Origin of the sequence: Clavibacter sp. MX14-G9D (genome assembly GCF_032917815.1) — a bacterium.
Classification (GTDB): domain Bacteria; phylum Actinomycetota; class Actinomycetes; order Actinomycetales; family Microbacteriaceae; genus Clavibacter; species Clavibacter michiganensis_K.
Map to the genome: position 1 here is coordinate 1 of NZ_JAVCVL010000036.1, position 18,017 is coordinate 18,017.

General features: G+C 74.1%; 21 protein-coding genes. 4 read left to right on the forward strand and 17 right to left on the reverse strand.

Going from position 1 to position 18,017, the window contains the following annotated elements; all coding sequences use genetic code 11:
* Window positions 1–90 precede the first annotated feature (90 nt).
* The gene (locus Q6969_RS05385) at window positions 91–486 is read left to right on the forward strand and encodes a M23 family metallopeptidase (protein WP_317229512.1); all 396 of its coding nucleotides are present in this window, start codon (window positions 91–93) and stop codon (window positions 484–486) included.
* Window positions 487–627: 141 nt separating this feature from the next.
* On the opposite strand, the gene Q6969_RS05390 is transcribed toward Q6969_RS05385, so the two are convergent.
* From Q6969_RS05390 to Q6969_RS05430, 9 genes are all read right to left on the reverse strand, one after another.
* Complete coding sequence (locus Q6969_RS05390; RefSeq protein WP_317229528.1) at window positions 628–1,542, reverse strand: tyrosine recombinase XerC; 915 nt, start codon at window positions 1,540–1,542, stop codon at window positions 628–630.
* A gap of 222 nt (window positions 1,543–1,764) precedes the next feature.
* Complete coding sequence (gene dprA / locus Q6969_RS05395; RefSeq protein WP_317229513.1) at window positions 1,765–3,210, reverse strand: DNA-processing protein DprA; 1,446 nt, start codon at window positions 3,208–3,210, stop codon at window positions 1,765–1,767.
* A complete protein-coding gene (locus Q6969_RS05400) occupies window positions 3,207–4,763 on the reverse strand; it encodes a YifB family Mg chelatase-like AAA ATPase (RefSeq protein ID WP_317229514.1) in 1,557 nt (518 codons plus the stop codon). The genes dprA and Q6969_RS05400 overlap by 4 nt, the downstream gene beginning before the upstream one ends.
* Entirely contained in the window at window positions 4,763–5,119 is a 357-nt protein-coding gene (locus Q6969_RS05405; RefSeq protein WP_317229515.1) for a YraN family protein, read from the reverse strand. Before Q6969_RS05405 ends, Q6969_RS05400 begins: the two co-directional genes overlap by 1 nt.
* A 109-nt stretch (window positions 5,120–5,228) precedes the next feature.
* Complete coding sequence (locus Q6969_RS05410; RefSeq protein WP_012298192.1) at window positions 5,229–5,552, reverse strand: DUF2469 family protein; 324 nt, start codon at window positions 5,550–5,552, stop codon at window positions 5,229–5,231.
* 117 nt (window positions 5,553–5,669) lie between these two features.
* Window positions 5,670–6,329, reverse strand: a complete 660-nt coding sequence (locus Q6969_RS05415) for a ribonuclease HII (protein WP_317229516.1) — start codon at window positions 6,327–6,329, stop codon at window positions 5,670–5,672.
* Window positions 6,329–7,081 carry a signal peptidase I gene (lepB, locus tag Q6969_RS05420; RefSeq protein ID WP_317229517.1) on the reverse strand — a complete coding sequence of 251 codons (753 nt, stop codon included), beginning with the start codon at window positions 7,079–7,081 and terminating at the stop codon, window positions 6,329–6,331. The genes Q6969_RS05415 and lepB overlap by 1 nt, the downstream gene beginning before the upstream one ends.
* A 66-nt stretch (window positions 7,082–7,147) precedes the next feature.
* The gene (gene rplS, locus Q6969_RS05425; RefSeq protein ID WP_012298189.1) at window positions 7,148–7,492 is read right to left on the reverse strand and encodes a 50S ribosomal protein L19; all 345 of its coding nucleotides are present in this window, start codon (window positions 7,490–7,492) and stop codon (window positions 7,148–7,150) included.
* Window positions 7,493–7,664: 172 nt separating this feature from the next.
* Entirely contained in the window at window positions 7,665–8,156 is a 492-nt protein-coding gene (locus Q6969_RS05430; RefSeq protein ID WP_317229518.1) for a hypothetical protein, read from the reverse strand.
* A gap of 73 nt (window positions 8,157–8,229) precedes the next feature.
* On the opposite strand from Q6969_RS05430, the gene map reads away from it, so the two are divergent.
* A complete protein-coding gene (gene map / locus Q6969_RS05435) occupies window positions 8,230–8,997 on the forward strand; it encodes a type I methionyl aminopeptidase (protein WP_317229519.1) in 768 nt (255 codons plus the stop codon).
* A gap of 49 nt (window positions 8,998–9,046) precedes the next feature.
* On the opposite strand, the gene trmD is transcribed toward map, so the two are convergent.
* From trmD to rpsP, 4 genes are read right to left on the reverse strand one after another with little or no spacing between them, the layout of a single operon-like run.
* The gene (gene trmD, locus Q6969_RS05440; protein WP_317229520.1) at window positions 9,047–9,733 is read right to left on the reverse strand and encodes a tRNA (guanosine(37)-N1)-methyltransferase TrmD; all 687 of its coding nucleotides are present in this window, start codon (window positions 9,731–9,733) and stop codon (window positions 9,047–9,049) included.
* Window position 9,734: 1 nt separating this feature from the next.
* Window positions 9,735–10,412 carry a ribosome maturation factor RimM gene (gene rimM, locus Q6969_RS05445; RefSeq protein WP_317229521.1) on the reverse strand — a complete coding sequence of 226 codons (678 nt, stop codon included), beginning with the start codon at window positions 10,410–10,412 and terminating at the stop codon, window positions 9,735–9,737.
* A complete protein-coding gene (locus Q6969_RS05450) occupies window positions 10,390–10,626 on the reverse strand; it encodes an RNA-binding protein (RefSeq protein WP_012038054.1) in 237 nt (78 codons plus the stop codon). The genes rimM and Q6969_RS05450 overlap by 23 nt, the downstream gene beginning before the upstream one ends.
* Before the next feature lie 3 nt (window positions 10,627–10,629).
* Window positions 10,630–11,043, reverse strand: a complete 414-nt coding sequence (gene rpsP / locus Q6969_RS05455) for a 30S ribosomal protein S16 (protein ID WP_094115626.1) — start codon at window positions 11,041–11,043, stop codon at window positions 10,630–10,632.
* Between the two features lie 284 nt (window positions 11,044–11,327).
* Here rpsP and Q6969_RS05460 point away from each other — a divergent pair, with 284 nt between their 5' ends.
* Complete coding sequence (locus tag Q6969_RS05460; protein WP_317229522.1) at window positions 11,328–12,461, forward strand: glutamate--cysteine ligase; 1,134 nt, start codon at window positions 11,328–11,330, stop codon at window positions 12,459–12,461.
* A 19-nt stretch (window positions 12,462–12,480) separates the two neighbouring features.
* The gene (locus Q6969_RS05465) at window positions 12,481–13,674 is read left to right on the forward strand and encodes a MarP family serine protease (protein WP_317229523.1); all 1,194 of its coding nucleotides are present in this window, start codon (window positions 12,481–12,483) and stop codon (window positions 13,672–13,674) included.
* 76 nt (window positions 13,675–13,750) lie between these two features.
* Here the strand turns inward: Q6969_RS05465 and Q6969_RS05470 are convergent, their stop codons facing one another.
* The 4 genes from Q6969_RS05470 to Q6969_RS05485 form a co-directional block, all read right to left on the reverse strand.
* Entirely contained in the window at window positions 13,751–14,128 is a 378-nt protein-coding gene (locus Q6969_RS05470; RefSeq protein WP_317229524.1) for a VOC family protein, read from the reverse strand.
* A 137-nt stretch (window positions 14,129–14,265) separates the two neighbouring features.
* Window positions 14,266–15,837, reverse strand: a complete 1,572-nt coding sequence (gene ffh, locus Q6969_RS05475; RefSeq protein ID WP_317229525.1) for a signal recognition particle protein — start codon at window positions 15,835–15,837, stop codon at window positions 14,266–14,268.
* A 47-nt stretch (window positions 15,838–15,884) separates the two neighbouring features.
* A complete protein-coding gene (ftsY, locus tag Q6969_RS05480) occupies window positions 15,885–16,760 on the reverse strand; it encodes a signal recognition particle-docking protein FtsY (protein ID WP_317229526.1) in 876 nt (291 codons plus the stop codon).
* 20 nt (window positions 16,761–16,780) lie between these two features.
* On the reverse strand, window positions 16,781–18,017 hold a 1,237-nt coding region (locus tag Q6969_RS05485), incomplete at its 5' end, for an AAA family ATPase (protein ID WP_317229527.1).

Consider the following 18,017-nt stretch of genomic DNA (forward strand, 5'->3'; position numbering starts at 1 on the left):
ACGCCGGCGAGGGCCGCGCCGCGCGTGGTCCCGTCCGCCCGGGCCGCGACCGTGGCGTCGCGGACCGCGGCGCCGCGATGGTCCTGGCCGGTGGCTCCCCCGCACCGGGTCACCCGGCCCTTCGAGGAGCCGAGCACCCCCTACGGGCCCGGCCATCGCGGCATCGACATCGCCGCCGCGCCGGGCACGGAGGTGCGTTCGCCCGCCGACGGCGTCGTCTCGTTCGCCGGCATGGTCGTCGACCGGCCGGTCGTGAGCATCCAGCACGCCGACGGGCTCGTGTCCTCGATGGAGCCGGTCGTGCCGGGGGTCTCCACGGGCGACGCGGTCTCCGCGGGTCAGGTCGTCGGCTCGCTCGCCGAGGCACCGCGGCACGAGCCCGACGGCGGGCTGCACCTCGGCGCGCGGCTCCACGGTGGCTACGTTGATCCGCAGGCGCTCCTCGCCGGCCTGCGCCACGCGGTGCTGCTGCCCCTCGAGCCATGAGGTCCGCGCGGTGCGCGAGGACGCCGACGACGGTGCGGACGCGGGACGTCCGTGCGGCCGGTACGTCCGGGGGATCCACGGGATGCCCGGCCCGTCCGACGCTGCCGCACGGGGCGGCCGACCATGCCGCGACCGTCCGCGTCAGGCGCGCGGGTGGGCTCCCTCGTAGCTGCGACGCAGGCGCTCGACGGACACGTGCGTGTAGATCTGCGTCGTCCCGAGGCTCGCGTGGCCCAGCATCTCCTGGACCGTGCGGAGGTCCGCGCCGCCGTCGAGGAGGTGGGTCGCCGCGGTGTGCCGGAGCGCGTGCGGCCCCTGCGGGCCCGACCCGGGCAGGTCCGCGAGCAGCGCGGCCACGAGGCCGTACACGGCACGGGAGCCGAGGCGCCCGCCGCGGGCACCCAGGAAGAGGGCGGGACCGGTGCGGGCGGTGACGAGCGCGGGACGACCGCGGCCGACGTACGCCGCGAGGGCGTCCGAGGCTGGCACGCCGAAGGGCACCACCCGCTCCCGGTCGCCCTTGCCCACGACGCGCACCGTGAGCCGCGCGTCGTCCACGTCGCCCATGTCGAGTCCGGTGAGCTCGGAGACCCGCAGGGCGGAGGCGTACAGCAGCTCGATCACGGCGAGGTCCCGGAGCGCGGCGGGGTCGTCCGCCGCCGCCCTCTCGGCGAGCCCGGCGAGGAGCGCCGTCATCTGCTCCCGCGCGAGGACGCGTGGGAGATGCGATCCCGCCCGGGGTGCCTTGAGGCGCACGGCGGGGTCGACGTCGACCCGGCCCGTCCGCAGGAGCCACGCCCCGAAGCCGCGGACGGCCGCCGACCGCCGCGCGAGGGTCGCGGGTGCGAGCCGGGCCTGCGATCCCCGCCACAGCCAGTCGCGCAGGACCTCGAGGTCGAGGCCCCCGGAGCGGGTGACTCCCTGGCGGGCGGCATGGGCGGCGAGGTCCCGGAGGTCCGCGGAGTAGGCCCGCACGGTGTGGGCCGCGCTCCCCCGTTCCCCTGACAGGGACGTCGCGAACTCGACGATGTCGCGCTCCAGCGCCGTCCCACCCATCGTGCCGAGGACGGGTGGCGGCCCGTCGATGCCGCCTTCCGCTCGCGCTCCGCCCATCCCCGAAGGCTACGGGCAGCCCCGGCGCCGCGCTCGTCGACGCGCGAGGAGGAGAAGGCCGGCGCGGAGCCGATGCAGGACGGGGACGAGCGGGACGCGGACGGGGCGGGGTCCGGGCGGCGGGTCGAGTCGGAGCGGCACCCGTCCGCCGGACGACCGTGCTGGTCACCGCGACGACGGCCGGCGCACCCATCCCCCGTCGGGCCGCGCCACGTGCCCCTCGAGCTCGAGCAGACCCAGGACCGACGACGCCTCGGCCACTCCGAGTCCGGCGCGCGCGGCGACCTCGGACGTCTCCCGGGCGCGCCGCACGGCCAGCGCGTCCAGGACGCGCCCGATGCGGGGATCGCCATCGGAGGGTGCCCCGGCCCGCACCGTGCCACCGGTCCGGCGCGTGTGCGGGCCCGTCCCGGACATCATCCCGGACGTCGTCCCGGAGGGTGCGTCGCGGGGCCGCGCCTCCGGTGGCGCACGGAGCGCCCCGCCCTCGCCTCCCTGCTGTGCGGTCACGCCGCTCCAGCCGGGCACCAGGTCCATCACGTGGTCGGCCGAGGCGACGAGCGCGGCTCCGGACTCGCGGATCAGCCGGTGGCAGCCGGATGAGGACACGCTCGTCACGGGTCCCGGCACGGCCCCGAGGGGACGCTCCAGCGCGATGGCGTGGTTGGCCGTGTTGAGCGAGCCGCTGCGCGCGCCCGCCTCGACCACGACGGTGGCGGCGCTCACCGCCGCGATGAGCCGGTTGCGCAACAGGAAGCGCCATCGGGTGGGGGACGCTCCGCAGGGCAGCTCCGAGACCACGGCGCCCTCGCGCCGCATCCGTCCGAAGAGGTCCGCGTGGCCGGCCGGGTAGAGGCGGTCCACCCCGCCGGCCAGGAAGGCCACCGTGGATCCGCCGGAGCCGAGCGCCGCACGGTGCGCGGCGCCGTCGATGCCGTAGGCCCCGCCCGACACGACGGCGACGCCTCGGTCGACGAGGCCCGCCGCGATGTCCGCCGTGACGTGCTCCCCGTAGCCCGTCGCGGCCCGCGCCCCCACGACCGCCACGGAGCGGGACAGGGCCGCGAGCGCCTCCGGTGCGCCGGTGCACCAGAGGACCAGCGGTGCGTGCGGTCCCAGGTCGTCGGCGCCGACGGGCCACAGCGGGGCCCCCGGCACCAGCACGCGGGCGCCCACGGCCCGAGCGGCGCGCAGCCGTGCCAGCGCCTCGGAGCGCACCACCCGCGGTCGCCAGCGCTCGACGGCGGCCCCCACCTCGTCGACGAGGGCGACGCGGGCGTCCTCGTCGAGCTCGAGGCCCGCATCCCGCATGGACGCGACGACGGCGGACGCAGGACAGCCGTCGACCACGGCCGCGAGGGCGGCGCCGGCCCCGAGGACGCCGACGACCGCACCCGCGACGCGGTCTCCGGGCTCGGCGATCCCGGACCAGGTGCATCGGGCGGCGTCCTCCTCGGGGATCCACGCGGCGTCCGCGTCGCCGGGCTCCGCGGCATCGGGGCGGAGCGCCGCCATCAGCTCGTGGAGCTCCCCGGCGGGGAGCCCCAGGCGCGACACGACGAGGGTCCGTCGGCCGCCGGGGCCGCGGTCAGCAGCGTCGCCGGCGCTCACGACGCGCCCCGCAGGAGGAGCGCCCGACCCAGGTGGTCCGCGTCGGGACTCGCAGCGCCGTCGAGGTCCGCCAACGTCCAGCCGAGGCGGAGCACGCGGTCGTACCCGCGCATCGTGAGCAGGCCGCGGTCGAGTGCGCGGTCCAGGGATGCCGTCGCGGCGCGGGCCACGCGTGCCTCGCGACGGAGCCACGTGCCCGATGCGCGGGCGTTGGTGCTCCACGACGTCGGCGCCCAGCGCTCGGCGGCGGCCGCGCGCGCGGTCGCGACGCGGACGCGCGCCGACGCCGTGGTGGTCCGGGGCGCACCGTCGGCGGCGAGGTGCACGGCGGTCGTGACCCGACGCACGGCGAGACGGATGTCCATGCGGTCCATGAGCGGGCCGGACAGCCGGGCCAGGTAGCGCCGCCGCGACTGGGGCGGGCACGCGCAGTCCGCGCCCGCGACGCCGTACGACCCGCAGGGGCAGGGGTTCGCGGCCATGACCAGCTGGAATCGACCCGGGAAGTGCGCGACGCCGTTGGCCCGGTGGATGCTGATGACGCCCGACTCCAGCGGCTGGCGGAGGCAGTCGAGCACCGCCCCCGCGAACTCGGGTGCCTCGTCGAGGAAGAGGACTCCCCCGCTCGCGCGGACGGCTGCCCCGGGGCGGATGCGCCCGCTGCCGCCGCCGACGATGCCGGCTGCGCTCGCGGTGTGGTGCGGGGCCTCGAGCGGGGGACGGACGGTGAGCTCCGGGCCCAGCCGCTCCCCGCACAGCGAGCGGACGCAGCCCGCCTCCAGTGCGGCCTCCTCGTCGAGGTCGGGCAGCAGCCCCGGGAGTCGCTGGGCGAGCATCGTCTTGCCGGCCCCGGGCGGACCGAGGAGGAACATGTGGTGCCCGCCCGCCGCGGCGACGACGAGCGCCTCCACCGCCTCCTCGTTCCCGACGACGTCCCCCAGGCAGGGCTCCGGAGGGACGACGCCCTCGGACGGACCGGCACCTCCGCCGCCCGGCGCGGCGACCGCCGGCCCGACGGCGTCGTCGGGCTCGGGGTCGAGCTCCGCCCCGTGGTGGATCGCCGCATCCCGCAGCCCCGAAACGGGGATGACCTGCACGTCCGGCACGAGCGAGGCCTCGTCGGCGTGGCAGCGTGGGACCATGACGCGCCGCACCCCCGCTCGACGCGCGGCGAGCACCGCCGGGAGGATGCCGTGCGTCGGGCGCAGACGCCCGTCGAGCCCCAGCTCGCCCAGGTGCACCGTGCCGGCGACCGAGTCCGCGGAGACGGAGCCGCCCGCCGCGAGCACGGCCAGGGCGATCGCGAGGTCGAAGCCCGACCCGTGCTTGGGCAGCACGGCCGGCGAGAGGTTGACGGTCACGCGCCGCACGGGGAACTCGCACCCCGCGTTGCCGGTGGCGGCCCGCACGCGCTCGCGGGCCTGGCTGAGCGCGGCGTCCGGGAGGCCGATGAGCACGAAGCCGGGGAGCTGGCTGGTGATGTCCGCCTCCACGTCGACGAGCGCGCCCTCGAGTCCCGAGAGCGCGACCGCGAGCGTGCGACCGACGGCCATCAGCAGGCGCTCCGGACGACGTCGATCGACGGCCGTCCCCCGGGCGGCCAGACCACGCCGACCACGTCGATCCTGACGGGCCCGCGGCGCTCCGGGTGGGCCTCGCGCCAGAGCCCCGCGAGCACCCGCAGCCGCGCGGCCTTGGCGCGCGTGACCGCCTCGAGGGGATGCCCGAACCCGAGGCCCGCGCGCGTCTTCACCTCCACCAGGACGGTCGTGCCCTCGTGGGTCATCACGAGGTCGATCTCGCCCTCGCGACACCGCCAGTTGCGCTCCACGAGCGCGTAGCCGTGCTCGCTCAGATGCCGTGCGACGAGCTCCTCGCCGCGTCGTCCCAGGTCGTGCTCGCGTGTCATGCGCACCTCCGAGGGGAGGATGCGCTGCCGCCGGGATGCGTCCCGCTCATCGACCCCACGAGGTGCGGCGCCATGCGCGGCGCACCCTGGGGAGGGACCCGGAGGAGCCCTACTCGTCGATCGCCAGCTCCTTGGGGAGCTCGAACTCCTTGGCCGACAGCTCCTCGACGTTGACGTCCTTGAAGGTGAGCACCCGCACGGACTTGACGAAGCGGTCGGAGCGGTACACGTCCCACACCCACACGTCGGTCATGCTCAGCTCGAAGTAGAAGTCGTGCTCCGTGTCGCGACGCACCAGCTCGACCTCGTTCGCGAGGTAGAAGCGCCGCTCGGTCTCGACCACGTACTTGAACTGGGACACGATGTCCCGGTACTCCCGGTAGAGCGCGAGCTCCACCTCGCGGTCGTAGTCCTCGAACTCGTCGTCATCCATGGTCCGTCGATACTATCCGGCCCCGGAGCACGCGACGTCCGGCCGGTCGTGCCGCCGGCAGCGCCGCGCGGGGCCCGGAGCAGGCGGGGAGGGCGACCGGGCCGCAAGCGGGACGGGTCAGGCGCCCGTCGGCTGGAGCACCCCGCCGAGCCAGGTGCGCCGGTGGATCCGGCTGGGGCCGCTCGCGCGGATCGCGTCGAGGTGCGCGGCGCTGCCGTAGCCCTTGTTGCCGGCCCAGCCGTACTCCGGCGACTCCTCGTGCCACGCCGCCATGAGGCGGTCGCGATGCACCTTCGCCAGGACGGACGCGGCAGCGACGGACGCGCAGTCCCGGTCGGCCTTGACCCTGAGGCGCACCGGGACGGGATGCGCGAGCGCGGGCGTGAGCCAGTCGTGGGACCCGTCGAGCAGCACGACGCTCTCGAGCAGCGGCACGCCGAGGTGGTGCAGCTCGACGAGGGCGCGGCGACCCGCCAGGCCGAGGCACGCCGTGATGCCGAGCTCGTCGACCTCCTCGGCGGACGCCATGCCGACCGCGTGGTGCCGCACCCAGGCGGAGACCGGCGGGTGCAGGGCCTCGCGGCGCTTCTCGCTGAGCATCTTCGAGTCGCGGAGCCCCGGGGGGAAGGCGCCGCAGTCGGCACCGACGGCGGCCATGCCGACCGCGACCGGGCCGGCCAGCGCACCCCGCCCCACCTCGTCGCAGCCGATGACGAGCGCCGCGCCCGCTCCGAGGAGCGCGAGCTCGGCGTCGAGGCTGGGGTCCGCGACCGGCATCAGCCGGCGGGAGCGGCTTCGGGGACGTCGCCGAACGTCTCGGGGTGGTCGCCGAGGATCGACCACCGGTCGATGGGCCAGGTGATGACGAAGGCGCGGCCGACGACGTGGTCGATCGGCACGAACCCCTTCGTCGGGCCGTCCTGGTTGTAGCGCGAGTCCGCGGAGTTGCCCCGATTGTCGCCCATCACCCACAGCGAGTCTGCGGGCACGGTGACGTCGAAGTCGATGGCGGACGCGCGCGTGTCGCCGGGGACGAGCTTGATGTACGGCTCGTCGAGCGGCACGTCGTTGACGCTCATCTGGCCCAGGGAGTTGCAGCAGACGACGTGGTCGCCCGGCAAGCCGATGAGGCGCTTGATGAGGTGGTCGTTGCTGTCGGAGGCCGACAGGCCCACCGTGGTGAGCGCCCAGTCGACCGCCGCGGCGACCGGCGGCTTCGCGACCTCGGGCGATGGCAGCAGCCAGCCGCCGGGATCGCGGAACACCACCACGTCGCCGTGCTGCAGCGGCATGAGCCGCGGCGTCAGCTGGTTGACCACGATCCGGTCGTCGATCTGGAGGGTGTCCTCCATCGACGCGGACGGGATGTAGAACGACCGGATCAGGAAGGCCTTGATCAGGATCGAGACGAGGAGGGCCACCACGAAGATGACGAGGACGTCCCGGAGGAACGTCTTCCATCCCCGCGACCCGCTGCCGCTGTGCCTGCCCGAGGATCTGGTCTCCACGGGCGCCGTGCTGTCTGTCATTTAACCGCCTGAGCTCCCGGCAAGTGTATGTGCCGGGAGCTCGGGAGGATGACGCTTGGGGATGCGCTAGGAGCGCTTCTCCTTGATCTTCGCCTTCTTGCCGCGCAGGTCGCGCAGGAAGTACAGCTTCGCGCGGCGCACGTCGCCGCGCGTCACGACCTCGATGTGGTCGATGACCGGGGAGTGGACCGGGAAGGTGCGCTCGACGCCGACCTGGAAGCTGACCTTGCGGACGCAGAACGTCTCGCGGACGCCCTCGCCCTGACGGCCGATGACGATGCCCTGGAACACCTGGATGCGCGAGCGGCTGCCCTCGACGATGTTGACGTGGACCTTGACCGTGTCGCCGGCGCGGAAGTCGGGGATGTCCGACCGCAGCGACGCCTTGTCGACGGAATCGAGGATGTGCATGGTGTACCGCTCTCTGCAACCGCCACGGGTCGACTGCGCATCAGTTTCTGGAAGGGGAACGGCCCGCATGGACGGCCGACTCCCCCGTGGCAGGGTCGGCGGCAGGCACGATCGCCCATTCTGTCACCTCGGGCGCGTCGAGCGCAAAGCGCCGGGTCGTCGGCGAGGGCGGTCAGTCGAGGCGGATCGTCCGGCCGGCGTCCGGGCCCTCGGCTGCCCGCCACTCCGGCGGACGCGGCTGCGCGTCGCGCTCGATGACGGCGATGACCTCCTGCATGCGCTGCCGCGTCTCCGCGAGGAGCTGCCGGACGCCGAGCGCCACGAACGCCACGGCGGCCAGCACCGCGACCACCGCGCACCACGTGCTCACCGCCGAGTAGGTGCCGGTGCCGGCGACCGCGAGGGTCAGCACGCCCATGACGACCGCGTCCGTCGGGGAGACGGCCGCGGCCGTCCGCGCCGAGCGCCGGGCGAGGACGAGGCCCAGGCCCGCGAGCAGGGCGATGCCGAGCGCCGCGGCGCCGAGCATCACGAGGAGCAGCTCCCACCCGCCGGAGCCGAAGGCCGCCCAGCCCACGAGGAGCCAGGCGGGGAGCACGACGACCGCGGCGAACTGCCAGCGGTAGAGCGCGCGGCGGAGTCGGACGGCCGGGGACTGCTGCATGGGCCCATGCTACGAGCCGACCCTGGGCGCCGCGAGAGGGTCCGCTGAGCGCCCCTCCCGTAGGATCCATGGCGTGATGGAACTGCGAACGCCCGCCGAGATGGACCAGATGCGACCCGCCGGGGAGTTCGTGGGCAGCGTGCTCACCGCGCTCGCCGCGCAGGCCGACGTCGGCGTCAACCTCCTCGACCTCGACCGCGCCGCGCACCGCATGATCCGCGAGCGGGGGGCCGAGTCGTGCTACATCGACTACCACCCCTCGTTCGGCGCCATGCCGTTCGGCAAGGTGCTCTGCACGTCCGTGAACGACGGCGTGCTGCACGGGCTCCCCCACGACTACCGGCTGCAGGACGGCGACCTCCTGAGCCTCGACTTCGCCGCCTCCGTGGACGGATGGGTCAGCGACTCGGCCGTCAGCGTCATCGTCGGCACGCCGCGCGAGGAGGACGTGCGCCTGATCGAGGTGACGACCCGCGCGCTCGAGGCGGGGATCCGCGCGGCGCAGCCGGGCGGCCGCACGGGCGACATCTCGGCGGCCATCGGCGCGGTGGCGACGGAGGCGGGCTACTCCGTCAACACGGACTTCGGCGGTCACGGGGTCGGCCGCACGATGCACGGGGACCCGCACATCGCGAACCAGGGCCGGCCGGGGCGCGGCGTCCCGCTGCGGCCGGGACTCGTCATCGCGATCGAGCCCTGGTTCCTGCAGAGCACGGACGAGATCTACACCGACCGCGACGGCTGGACCCTCCGCAGCGCCGACGGCTCGCGCGGCGCGCACATGGAGCACACCGTCGCGATCACGGAGTCCGGCCCCGTGATCCTCACCGCGCGCTCCTGAGGCGGATGATCGCCGCGCCCCGAGGGGCGGCGGACGTCGCGGGTCGCGGCTAGTCGGCCAGCAGGTCGGGCCGTACGCGGCGCGTGCGCTCGAGCTGCTGCTCGCGACGCCACGCGGCGATGGCGCCGTGGTTGCCGCTGCGCAGCACGTCCGGGACCTGGAGCCCGCGCCACTCTGGCGGCTTGGTGTAGCTCGGGTGCTCGAGCAGGCCGTCGGAGTGGCTCTCCTCGACGAGGCTCGCGGGGTTGCCCACGACGCCCGGCACGAGACGGCCGATCGCCTCGATCATGGCCATGACCGCGACCTCGCCGCCGTTCAGGACGTAGTCGCCCAGGCTGACCAGGCGGACCCGGGCGCGCGTGGCCGTGTGGTCGACGACGCGCTGGTCGATGCCCTCGTAGCGACCGCACCCGAAGGCGAGGTGGCGCTCCTCCGAAAGCTCCTGCGCCATGGCCTGCGTGAACACGTCGCCGGCCGGCGACGGGAAGATGACGACCGGATCGGTCTCGTCCGCGAGGACCCGGTCGATGGCCTCGCCCCAGGGCTCCGGTCGCATGACCATGCCGGCGCCGCCGCCGTAGGGCGTGTCGTCGACCGTGCGGTGCCGGTCGTGCGTGAAGGCGCGCAGGTCGTGCACGCGGAGGTCGATGAGGCCGGACTGGCGCGCGCGGCCGAGCAGGGAGATGTCGAGCACCCCGAAGAACTCCGGGAAGATCGAGACGATGTCGATCCGCATGTCAGCGTGCGTCGTCGCCCTCGGGGGCGGCATCCGCGGGAGCGGCATCCGCGGGAGCGGCATCCGCGGGAGCTGCGTCCGTGGGGAGGTCCTCGCCGGGCGCCGAGGTCGGCTCGTCCGGGATCTCCTCGAAGAGGCCGAGCGGCGGGGTGACGACGAGCGTGCCGGCCGCGACGTCCACGGACGGGACGATGGCTTGCACGAACGGCACCAGCACGGTGCCGGAGGGCGTGTCGACGTGGAGGAGGTCCTGCGCCGGGAAGTGGTCGACGAGGGAGACGGTCCCCACCTCGACGCCGTCGCGGAGCACCCGGAGGCCGACCAGCTGGTGGTCGTACCAGGCGTCGGGCTCGTCCGCCTCGTCAGCGGGCGGCGTCATCCAGAGGATGGCCTTGGCCAGCGACTCGGCGGCCGTGCGGTCCGCGACGCCCTCGAAGAAGCCGACGGGATGGCTGTTGTACCAGCGCAGCTCGGTCAGCGTCAGCGTGCGGCCGTGCCACGGCGAGGTCTCGGGGACCTGCAGGCTGAACTCGGCGCCGGGGACGAAGCGCTTGTCGGGGTCGTCCGTGAACAGCTCGAGCTTCACGGCGCCCTTGAGCCCGTGCGCCTTGGTCAGCCGGCCCACGCGGAACGCCGCGGGGTCACGGACGTCGTCCTCAGGAATCGGTGTCCACCACATCGACGCGGACGCGCTGGCCGTCGGCGAGGGCCGACACGAGCGTCCGGAGGGCCTTCGCGGTGCGACCCGCGCGGCCGATGACCCGGCCGAGGTCCTCGGGGTGCACGCGCACCTCGAGGACCTCGCCGCGGGGGGATCCCTTGCTCGTCACGGAGACATCATCCGGGTGCTCGACGATGCCCTTGACCAGGTGCGCGAGCGCGGGAGCGAGCATGGGCTAGGCCTGCTCCTCGGTCGCCTCGGCCGGGGCCTCGGCGGCCTCGGGCGCGGGGGCGGCCTTCTCGGTCTTGGGCTTCAGGACCGGCTTCTTCTTCTCGTCCGCGACGTAGGCGGGCTTCGCCTCGCGGGTGCGGACGGTGGAGACGGCGTCCTTGTCGCCCTTGAAGCGACCCCAGTCGCCCGTGAGCTTGAGGAGGGCCTCGACCTGCTCGGTGGGCTGCGCGCCCACGGACAGCCAGTACTGCGCCCGGTCCGACTGGACCTCGATGAACGAGGGCTCCTCGGTGGGGTGGTACTTGCCGATCTCCTCGATGACGCGACCGTCGCGCTTGGTGCGCGAGTCGGCGACGACGATGCGGTAGTACGGCGCGCGGATCTTGCCCAGGCGCTTCAGACGGATCTTGACAGCCACAATTCTCCTGAATTTTCTTGTGTGGGGTGAACTGACGGCCGTGAGCGTGGGGGCACACTCGGCATTGGTTCGATGGGGTCTCGCGGCGCCTGATTAGAGGGTCGGACGATCGCGGACTCGACAGATCATTATGGCAGACGCCGGGCCCGGACGGGACACCCCCGCGCGGCGCGCCTCGACGCGCGCCACGCGGCGCCGCACCGGCGCCCGTCGTCGGACCCCGTGGCATGATCGGACGACACCCGGCGCATGCGCCGCCAGGACCCGTGGACGGCAGGACCCGCATGCAGATCGACTTCGCCCATCAGCCCCCGTCCCGCGTCGGGATCGAGTGGGAGCTCGCCTGCGTCGACCGGGGATCCGGGGAGCTCGCGGGCGTCGCGCCCGAGATCCTCCGCTCCTTCCCGCACGACGACGCGCACCCGCACGTGACCGGGGAGTTCCTCACCAACACGGTGGAGGTCGTCAGCGCCCCGCACCCCCGGGTCGGCGACGCCGTCGACGACCTCGCCCGCCTCATCGAGCGGGTCGTCGACGTCGCCGACCCGCTCGGCATCGACCTGATGTGCGCCGGCACGCACCCCTTCAGCGTCTGGCCGGACCAGGAGGTCACGCCCGGCAACGAGCGCTACGCGACGCTCCTGGACCGCACGCGCTGGTGGGGACGGCAGATGATGATCTGGGGCGTGCACGTGCACGTCGGCATCGACGACGCGTCCAAGGCCCTCCCCATCCTCAACGCGCTGCTCGTGCACCTCCCCCGGTTCCAGGCGCTCAGCGCGTCGAGCCCGTTCTGGTCCGGGCAGGAGACGGGGTACGCGTCGAACCGCGCCCTCATGTTCCAGCAGCTGCCGACCGCGGGGCTGCCGCCGGAGATCGGCTCGTGGGCCGACTACGAGCGGCTCGTCGCCGACATGACGCACGTGGGCGTCATCGACCACCACAGCGAGCTCCGCTGGGACATCCGCCCGGCACCCAAGTGGGGCACATTGGAGACCCGCGTGTTCGACGGCGTCTCGACGCTCCGGGAGATCGCCTCCCTGGGGGCCCTCGTGCAGTGCCTCGTGCACGACATGTCGGCGTCGCTCGACCGCGGCGAGGAGCTGCCCCGCATGCAGCCGTGGTTCGTGCGCGAGAACAAGTGGCGCGCCGCCCGGTACGGGATGGACGCGATCATCATCCAGGACGCCGCAGGCGCGGAGGCCCTCGTGGGCGACGACACGCGCGCACTCGTCGAGCGCCTCTCCCCCACCGCCGACGCGCTCGGCTGCGAGGCGGAGCTCCGCGGCATCCTCGACATCGTCGACCGCGGCGCGAGCTACCAGCGGCAGCTGCGCGTGGCGGAGGACAACGACGGCGCCCTGGCGCCCGTGGTCACGCACCTCGTGGAGGAGCTGCGCTCAGGTCTCGGTCGGTGACGCGGGGCACACTGTGGAGGTGAGCCCCGCCGTCGACATCGTCATCCTCGTCGTCGCCGTGCTCGCCGCCCTCGCCGGCTGGCGCCGCGGGGCGATCGTCACCGTCGCGGGACTCGTCGGCATCGTCCTCGGCGTCGCGCTGGCGCTCGCGATCACGCCCGCGTTCCTGGCGCTCCTCGACGAGTTCGGGGTCGCGGACGGGATCCAGCGCACCTTCGCCGCGGCGCTCCTCATGCTCGTCACGACGTCCCTCGTCAGCGGGATCCTCGCGCAGGTCGCGAGCGTCCTCACCCGCCTCCTCCGACCGCGCGGCGCCGCCCGGGGGCTCGACCGGGGCGTCGGCGCCGTCGCGGGACTCGCCGCGTGGGCCGTGTCCGTCTGGTTCATCGGGGGCTTCCTCGGCTCCAGCGGCGTGATCCCCGCGGTGCAGCTGGCGTCGTCGTCGCGCATCGTGGCGGCCCTCGACCGGGTCAGCCCGATCTCGAGCGGGACGGCGCTCTCCGCCCTCGACGACGCCCTGCACGACGTCGGCTACCCGCGGGTGTTCGCCAACGGCGAGGAGTCCATCGCCGACACCGCGGCACCCGACGAGGACGTCCCCGAGGCCGTGCGCCAGGCCGCGTCCAGCGTGGTGAAGATCCTGTCCTCCGCGCCCGCGTGCGGCACGTCGTCGTCCGGCAGCGGCTGGGTCGTGCAGGGCGAACGCGTCGTCACCAACGCGCACGTCGTCACCGGGTCGGACGAGGTCCTCGTGCAGCAGGGCGGAACCGGGGAGCTGCTGCCGGCCCGGCTCGTGGCATTCGATCCCGCGCGCGACGTCGCGATCCTCGCCGTGCCGGGCCTCGCCGCGGCGCCGCTCGCGCTCGGCGAGGAGCTCGCGGCCGCGGACGAGGCCGTCGTCGCCGGCTACCCCGGCGGCGGGCCGTACCAGGCGACCGGGGCGCGCATCCGCGAGGTGCTGGAGGCGATCGGCACCGACATCCAGCACGAGCAGCCCGTCACGCGCGAGGTGTACTCCGTGCGCGGCACCGTGCGCCCCGGTGACTCCGGCGGCGCCCTCCTCGACGTGCAGGGCCGCGTCGTCGGACTGCTGTTCGCGACCTCGACCGTCGACGCGCAGACCGGCTACGCGATGACGCTGGACGAGATCGCGCCCGTGCTGCAGCAGGCGGGCGCGAGCTCCCCCGTCGACTCCGGCCGCTGCGCGGTGTGACCGCCGGACGGCGCCGTGCCGTGCACGGCCCGGGTGGCGGGCCGCTCGCGGCGGTGCGCGCTCCGGCCGCCGCGCGTCACGCCTCGAGGACGGACAGGACGTTGCCCGCCGGGTCGCGGAACCAGGCGATGTCGGGCCCGTTCCCGCGCATGATGCCCCGCGCGTCCGTCGGCATCTCCGGGTAGATGGCCGTCGCGACGCCGCGGCCGTTGAGCTCGACCACCGCCTCCTCCACGTCGTCGACGGCGAGGTTGAGCACCGTGAACGTGGCGGGCACGTGCCCGGGCTTCGGGTAGACGAGGACGCGGGCGCCGGAGCCCGGCAGCACCAGGCGGATCATGCCCATCTCGGGCACCTCCTCGACCTCGAGGCCGAGCGTGCCGCGGTAGAACGCGAGCGCCGCGGGGACGTCGTCGACGCTGAATCCGCTGAAGGCGGTGACGGGTGCGAACACTGCGGGCTCCTCACGCTGGACCGCGACGGGCGCCGCGGTGCTGACCCCACGGTGGCACGTGCGCGGCGCCGCGTCGAGGGGGACGACGGAGGGCCCCTGCCGCGTGCGCGGGAGGGGCCCTCCGGGTCAGCCGGGGATCAGCGGCCGAGGAACTTCTGCAGCGACGCCAGCTCCTCCTCGCTGGGCGCGCCGTCGGCGCCGCCCGCCCGCTTCCCCGCGAGGCCGAAGCCGGAGCCCGCGGGGGCGGCGGGCCCGCCGATGCGCTGGCCGGACGCGAGCGCCGCGTTCTCCTGCGCGCGCTTGGCGGGGTTGCCCGACTTCGAGCCCTTCTTCTTCTGCTGCACGGGCTTCCGGCTCGAGTGCGCGCCGGGCATCGGGCCCATGCCGGGGATCTGGGGCATGCCGCCGCGGGCGACGGTCCGCATCATCTTGGAGGCCTGCTCGAAGCGCTGCACGAGGCCGTTGACGTCCGTCACGGTCATGCCCGAACCGCGGGCGATCCGCAGCCGGCGGGAGCCGTTCAGGAGCTTCGGGTTCTGGCGCTCGGCCTTCGTCATCGACTGGATGATCGCCTCGGTGCGGACGATCTCCTTCTCGTCGAAGCTCTCCAGCTGCTCCTTCATGGCGCCCATGCCGGGGAGCATGCCCATCATCTTCTTGATGGACCCCTTCCCCCGCAGCTGCTGCATCTGCTTGAGGAAGTCCTCGAGGGTGAAGCTGTCGCTCGCGAGCTTCGCGGCGACCTCCATGGCCTCCTCCTCGTCGAAGGCCTGCTGGGCCTGCTCGATGAGGGTGAGGATGTCGCCGAGGTCGAGGATGCGGCTCGCCATGCGGTCCGGGTGGAAGGGCTCGAAGTCGTCGAGGCCCTCGCCCGTGGAGGCGAACATGATGGGACGGCCCGTCACGGAGGCGACCGACAGGGCCGCGCCGCCGCGCGCGTCGCCGTCGAGCTTGGAGAGCACGACGCCCGTGAAGTCGACGCCGTCCTGGAAGGCCTTCGCGGTCGCGACCGCGTCCTGGCCGATCATGGCGTCGATGACGAAGAGGACCTCGTCGGGGTCGGTGGCCTTGCGGATGTCCGCGGCCTGCCTCATCAGCTCCTGGTCGACGCCGAGGCGGCCGGCCGTGTCGATGATGACGACGCTGTACTGCTTGTCGGCCGCGTGCTTCATGGCGTCCTTGGCGACGCGCACGGGGTTGCCGCGGCCGTTGCCGGGCTCCGGGGCGAAGACGGGGACCCCCGCCTGCTCGCCGACGACCTGCAGCTGCTGGACGGCGTTGGGGCGCTGGAGGTCGGCCGCGACGAGCATCGGCGTGTGGCCGTCCTTCGCGAGCCACTTGCCGAGCTTGCCCGCCAGGGTGGTCTTGCCCGCGCCCTGGAGGCCGGCGAGCATGATGACCGTCGGCGGGCGCTTGGCGAACTGGATGCGCCGCTGCTGGCCGCCGAGGATGCCGACGAGCTCCTCGTTGACGATCTGCACGACCTGCTGGGCGGGGTTCAGCGCCTGGCTGACCTCGCCGCCGAGGGCGCGCTCGCGGACGGACGCGGTGAACGCCTTGACGACGTCGAGCGCGACGTCGGCCTCGAGCAGCGCGCGGCGGATCTCGCGGACGGTGCCGTCCACGTCCGCGGCGCTGAGCTTGCCCTTGCCGCGCAGGTTCTTGAAGGTCTCGGCGAGGCGGTCCGAGAGTGTTCCGAAGGTAGCCATGGTGGTCCCAGCTTAACCGGCGCCGGGCGCGCGCCGGTCCCCTCGGGTCAGCCGACCAGGTTCTGCGCGAACACGTGGGGCGTGAATCCGGTGAGGTCGCCGATGCCCTCGCCCTGGCCGATGAGCTTGATGGGGATGCCCGTGCGCTCCTGCACGTTGAGGATGAAGCCGCCCTTGGCGGATCCGTCGAGCTTCGTGATCACGAGTCCCGTCACGCCGCCGTGCTCGATGAACGCCTGCGCCTGCGCGAGCCCGTTCTGACCCGTCGTGGCGTCGAGGACGAGCAGCACCTCCGCGATCGGCGACTGCTTCTCCACCACCCGGCGGATCTTCGACAGCTCGTCCATGAGCCCGCCCTTGGTGTGCAGGCGGCCGGCGGTGTCGATGATGACCATCTCGGTGCCGGTGCGCATCGCGTGCTCGACCGTCTGGAAGGCGACGCTCGCCGGGTCCTGCCCGGGCTGCTGCGGGCGCACGATGTCGGCGCCGGCGCGCTCGGCCCAGGTGGCCAGCTGGTCCACGGCGGCCGCGCGGAAGGTGTCGGCCGCGCCCACGACCACGGTGCGGCCGTAGTTGCGGAGGAACTTCGCGAACTTGCCGATGGTCGTGGTCTTGCCGACGCCGTTGACGCCGACCACCAGGATCACGGCGGGGCGCGCGCTGAGCTTCAGCGTCGGGTCGTGCTTCGCCAGGCGCTCCTCGATGGACTCGCGGAGCATGCGCTGGAGGTCGCGCGGGTCCGTGGTGCGGTAGCGGTCGACCTTCTCGTGGAGGTCCTCGATGGTCGCCTCGGTGATGTCGGGCCCGAAGTCCGCCGTGATGAGCGCCGTCTCCAGGTCGTCCCACGTGGTCTCGTCGATGGTGGGCTTCGCGAACATGCCGCGGAGCGCGCCGGAGAGGGACCAGGGGGTGCGGGCTGCCATGTGCCCAGCGTAGCCGCGCGTCAGGACGCGGCCGGCTCCGGGCGGGCGGCCTCCGCTCCCCCGGGTGCGGCGGGCTCCCCGCTCCCGGAGGGGGCCACGGCGGGCGCGTCCCGGCTGACCCGCTGGCCCACGACCGCGCTCACGCCGTCCTGCCGCATGGAGACGCCGTAGAGCGCGTCCGCGATCTCCATCGTGCGCTTCTGGTGGGTGATGACGATGAGCTGCGACGTGTCGCGGAGCTGCTCGAGGATCGTGAGGAGACGGCCGAGGTTCGCGTCGTCGAGCGCCGCCTCCACCTCGTCCATTATGTAGAACGGGCTGGGCCGCGCGGTGAAGATCGCGATGAGCAGGGCCACGGCCGCGAGCGAGCGCTCCCCGCCGGAGAGCAGCGACAGGCGCTCGATGCGCTTGCCCGCGGGGCGGACGCTCACCTCGATGCCCGTCGTCAGGAGCTGGTCGGGGTCCGTGAGGTGGATGCTGCCCGTGCCGCCCGGGAAGAGGATCGGGAAGACGCGGTCGAACGCCTGGCGCGTGTCCTCGAAGGCGTCGGCGAACACGCCCTGCATGGTGCGGTCGATGTCGTCGATGATCGTGAGGAGGTCCGTCCGCGTCGCCTGGAGGTCGGCGAGCTGCTCGGTGAGGAAGAGGTGGCGCTGCTCCAGCGCGGCGAACTCCTCCAGCGCCAGCGGATTGACGCGACCGAGCTGCGCGAGCCGGCGCTCGGCCTCCGCGAGGCGCGCGCGCTGCTCGTCCCGGTCGAAGGGGCGGGTGGGACCGGGCGGGTCGTCGTGGTCGGCGGGGACGTCGGCGGCGTCGTCCGCGGCGTCGGCGTGTGCCTCGGCGACCGCGGCGTCGGCTCCCGAGGCCGCATCGGCGTCCGCATCCTCGGCGCGCGCCCGCCGGCGCGGCGGGAGGGGCGCCTCCTCGGGCACCGGCACGTCCGGCCCGTACTCGGCGACCAGCACCTCCTCCCCGAGGCCCAGCTCGCTCGCGGCGCGCTCGAGCAGCTGGGACACCTGCAGGCGCTTCTCGTAGATCTGCAGCTCCAGGCCGTGCACGTCCTCGGTGATCCCGTGGAGGCGCGCCCGCAGGTCCGCCTCCTCGCGGCGGAGCGCCGTGAGCTCGGCGTTCCGGCCGGAGCGGGCCTCCTCGGCGCGCGCGAGGACGAGCCGCGCCTCCGTCGTGCTGCGGTCGGCGGCGCGCACGACGGCGGGCAGGGCCTCGGCCACGGAGGCGGCCCTGGTGATCTGCCGCCGT

Coding starts and splice junctions, on each gene's coding strand:
- rimM (WP_317229521.1), bottom strand. CDS start 10,412: ATGTGGTGGACACCGATTCCTGAGGACGACGTCCGTGACCCCGCGGCG.
- ffh (WP_317229525.1), bottom strand. CDS start 15,837: ATGGCTACCTTCGGAACACTCTCGGACCGCCTCGCCGAGACCTTCAAG.
- Q6969_RS05430 (WP_317229518.1), bottom strand. CDS start 8,156: ATGCAGCAGTCCCCGGCCGTCCGACTCCGCCGCGCGCTCTACCGCTGG.
- lepB (WP_317229517.1), bottom strand. CDS start 7,081: ATGACAGACAGCACGGCGCCCGTGGAGACCAGATCCTCGGGCAGGCAC.
- Q6969_RS05405 (WP_317229515.1), bottom strand. CDS start 5,119: ATGACACGCGAGCACGACCTGGGACGACGCGGCGAGGAGCTCGTCGCA.
- Q6969_RS05415 (WP_317229516.1), bottom strand. CDS start 6,329: ATGCCGGTCGCGGACCCCAGCCTCGACGCCGAGCTCGCGCTCCTCGGA.
- Q6969_RS05450 (WP_012038054.1), bottom strand. CDS start 10,626: ATGCTCGCTCCCGCGCTCGCGCACCTGGTCAAGGGCATCGTCGAGCAC.
- Q6969_RS05400 (WP_317229514.1), bottom strand. CDS start 4,763: ATGGCCGTCGGTCGCACGCTCGCGGTCGCGCTCTCGGGACTCGAGGGC.
- Q6969_RS05460 (WP_317229522.1), top strand. CDS start 11,328: ATGCAGATCGACTTCGCCCATCAGCCCCCGTCCCGCGTCGGGATCGAG.
- trmD (WP_317229520.1), bottom strand. CDS start 9,733: ATGCGGATCGACATCGTCTCGATCTTCCCGGAGTTCTTCGGGGTGCTC.
- Q6969_RS05390 (WP_317229528.1), bottom strand. CDS start 1,542: ATGGGTGGGACGGCGCTGGAGCGCGACATCGTCGAGTTCGCGACGTCC.
- Q6969_RS05410 (WP_012298192.1), bottom strand. CDS start 5,552: ATGGATGACGACGAGTTCGAGGACTACGACCGCGAGGTGGAGCTCGCG.
- ftsY (WP_317229526.1), bottom strand. CDS start 16,760: ATGGCAGCCCGCACCCCCTGGTCCCTCTCCGGCGCGCTCCGCGGCATG.
- rplS (WP_012298189.1), bottom strand. CDS start 7,492: ATGCACATCCTCGATTCCGTCGACAAGGCGTCGCTGCGGTCGGACATC.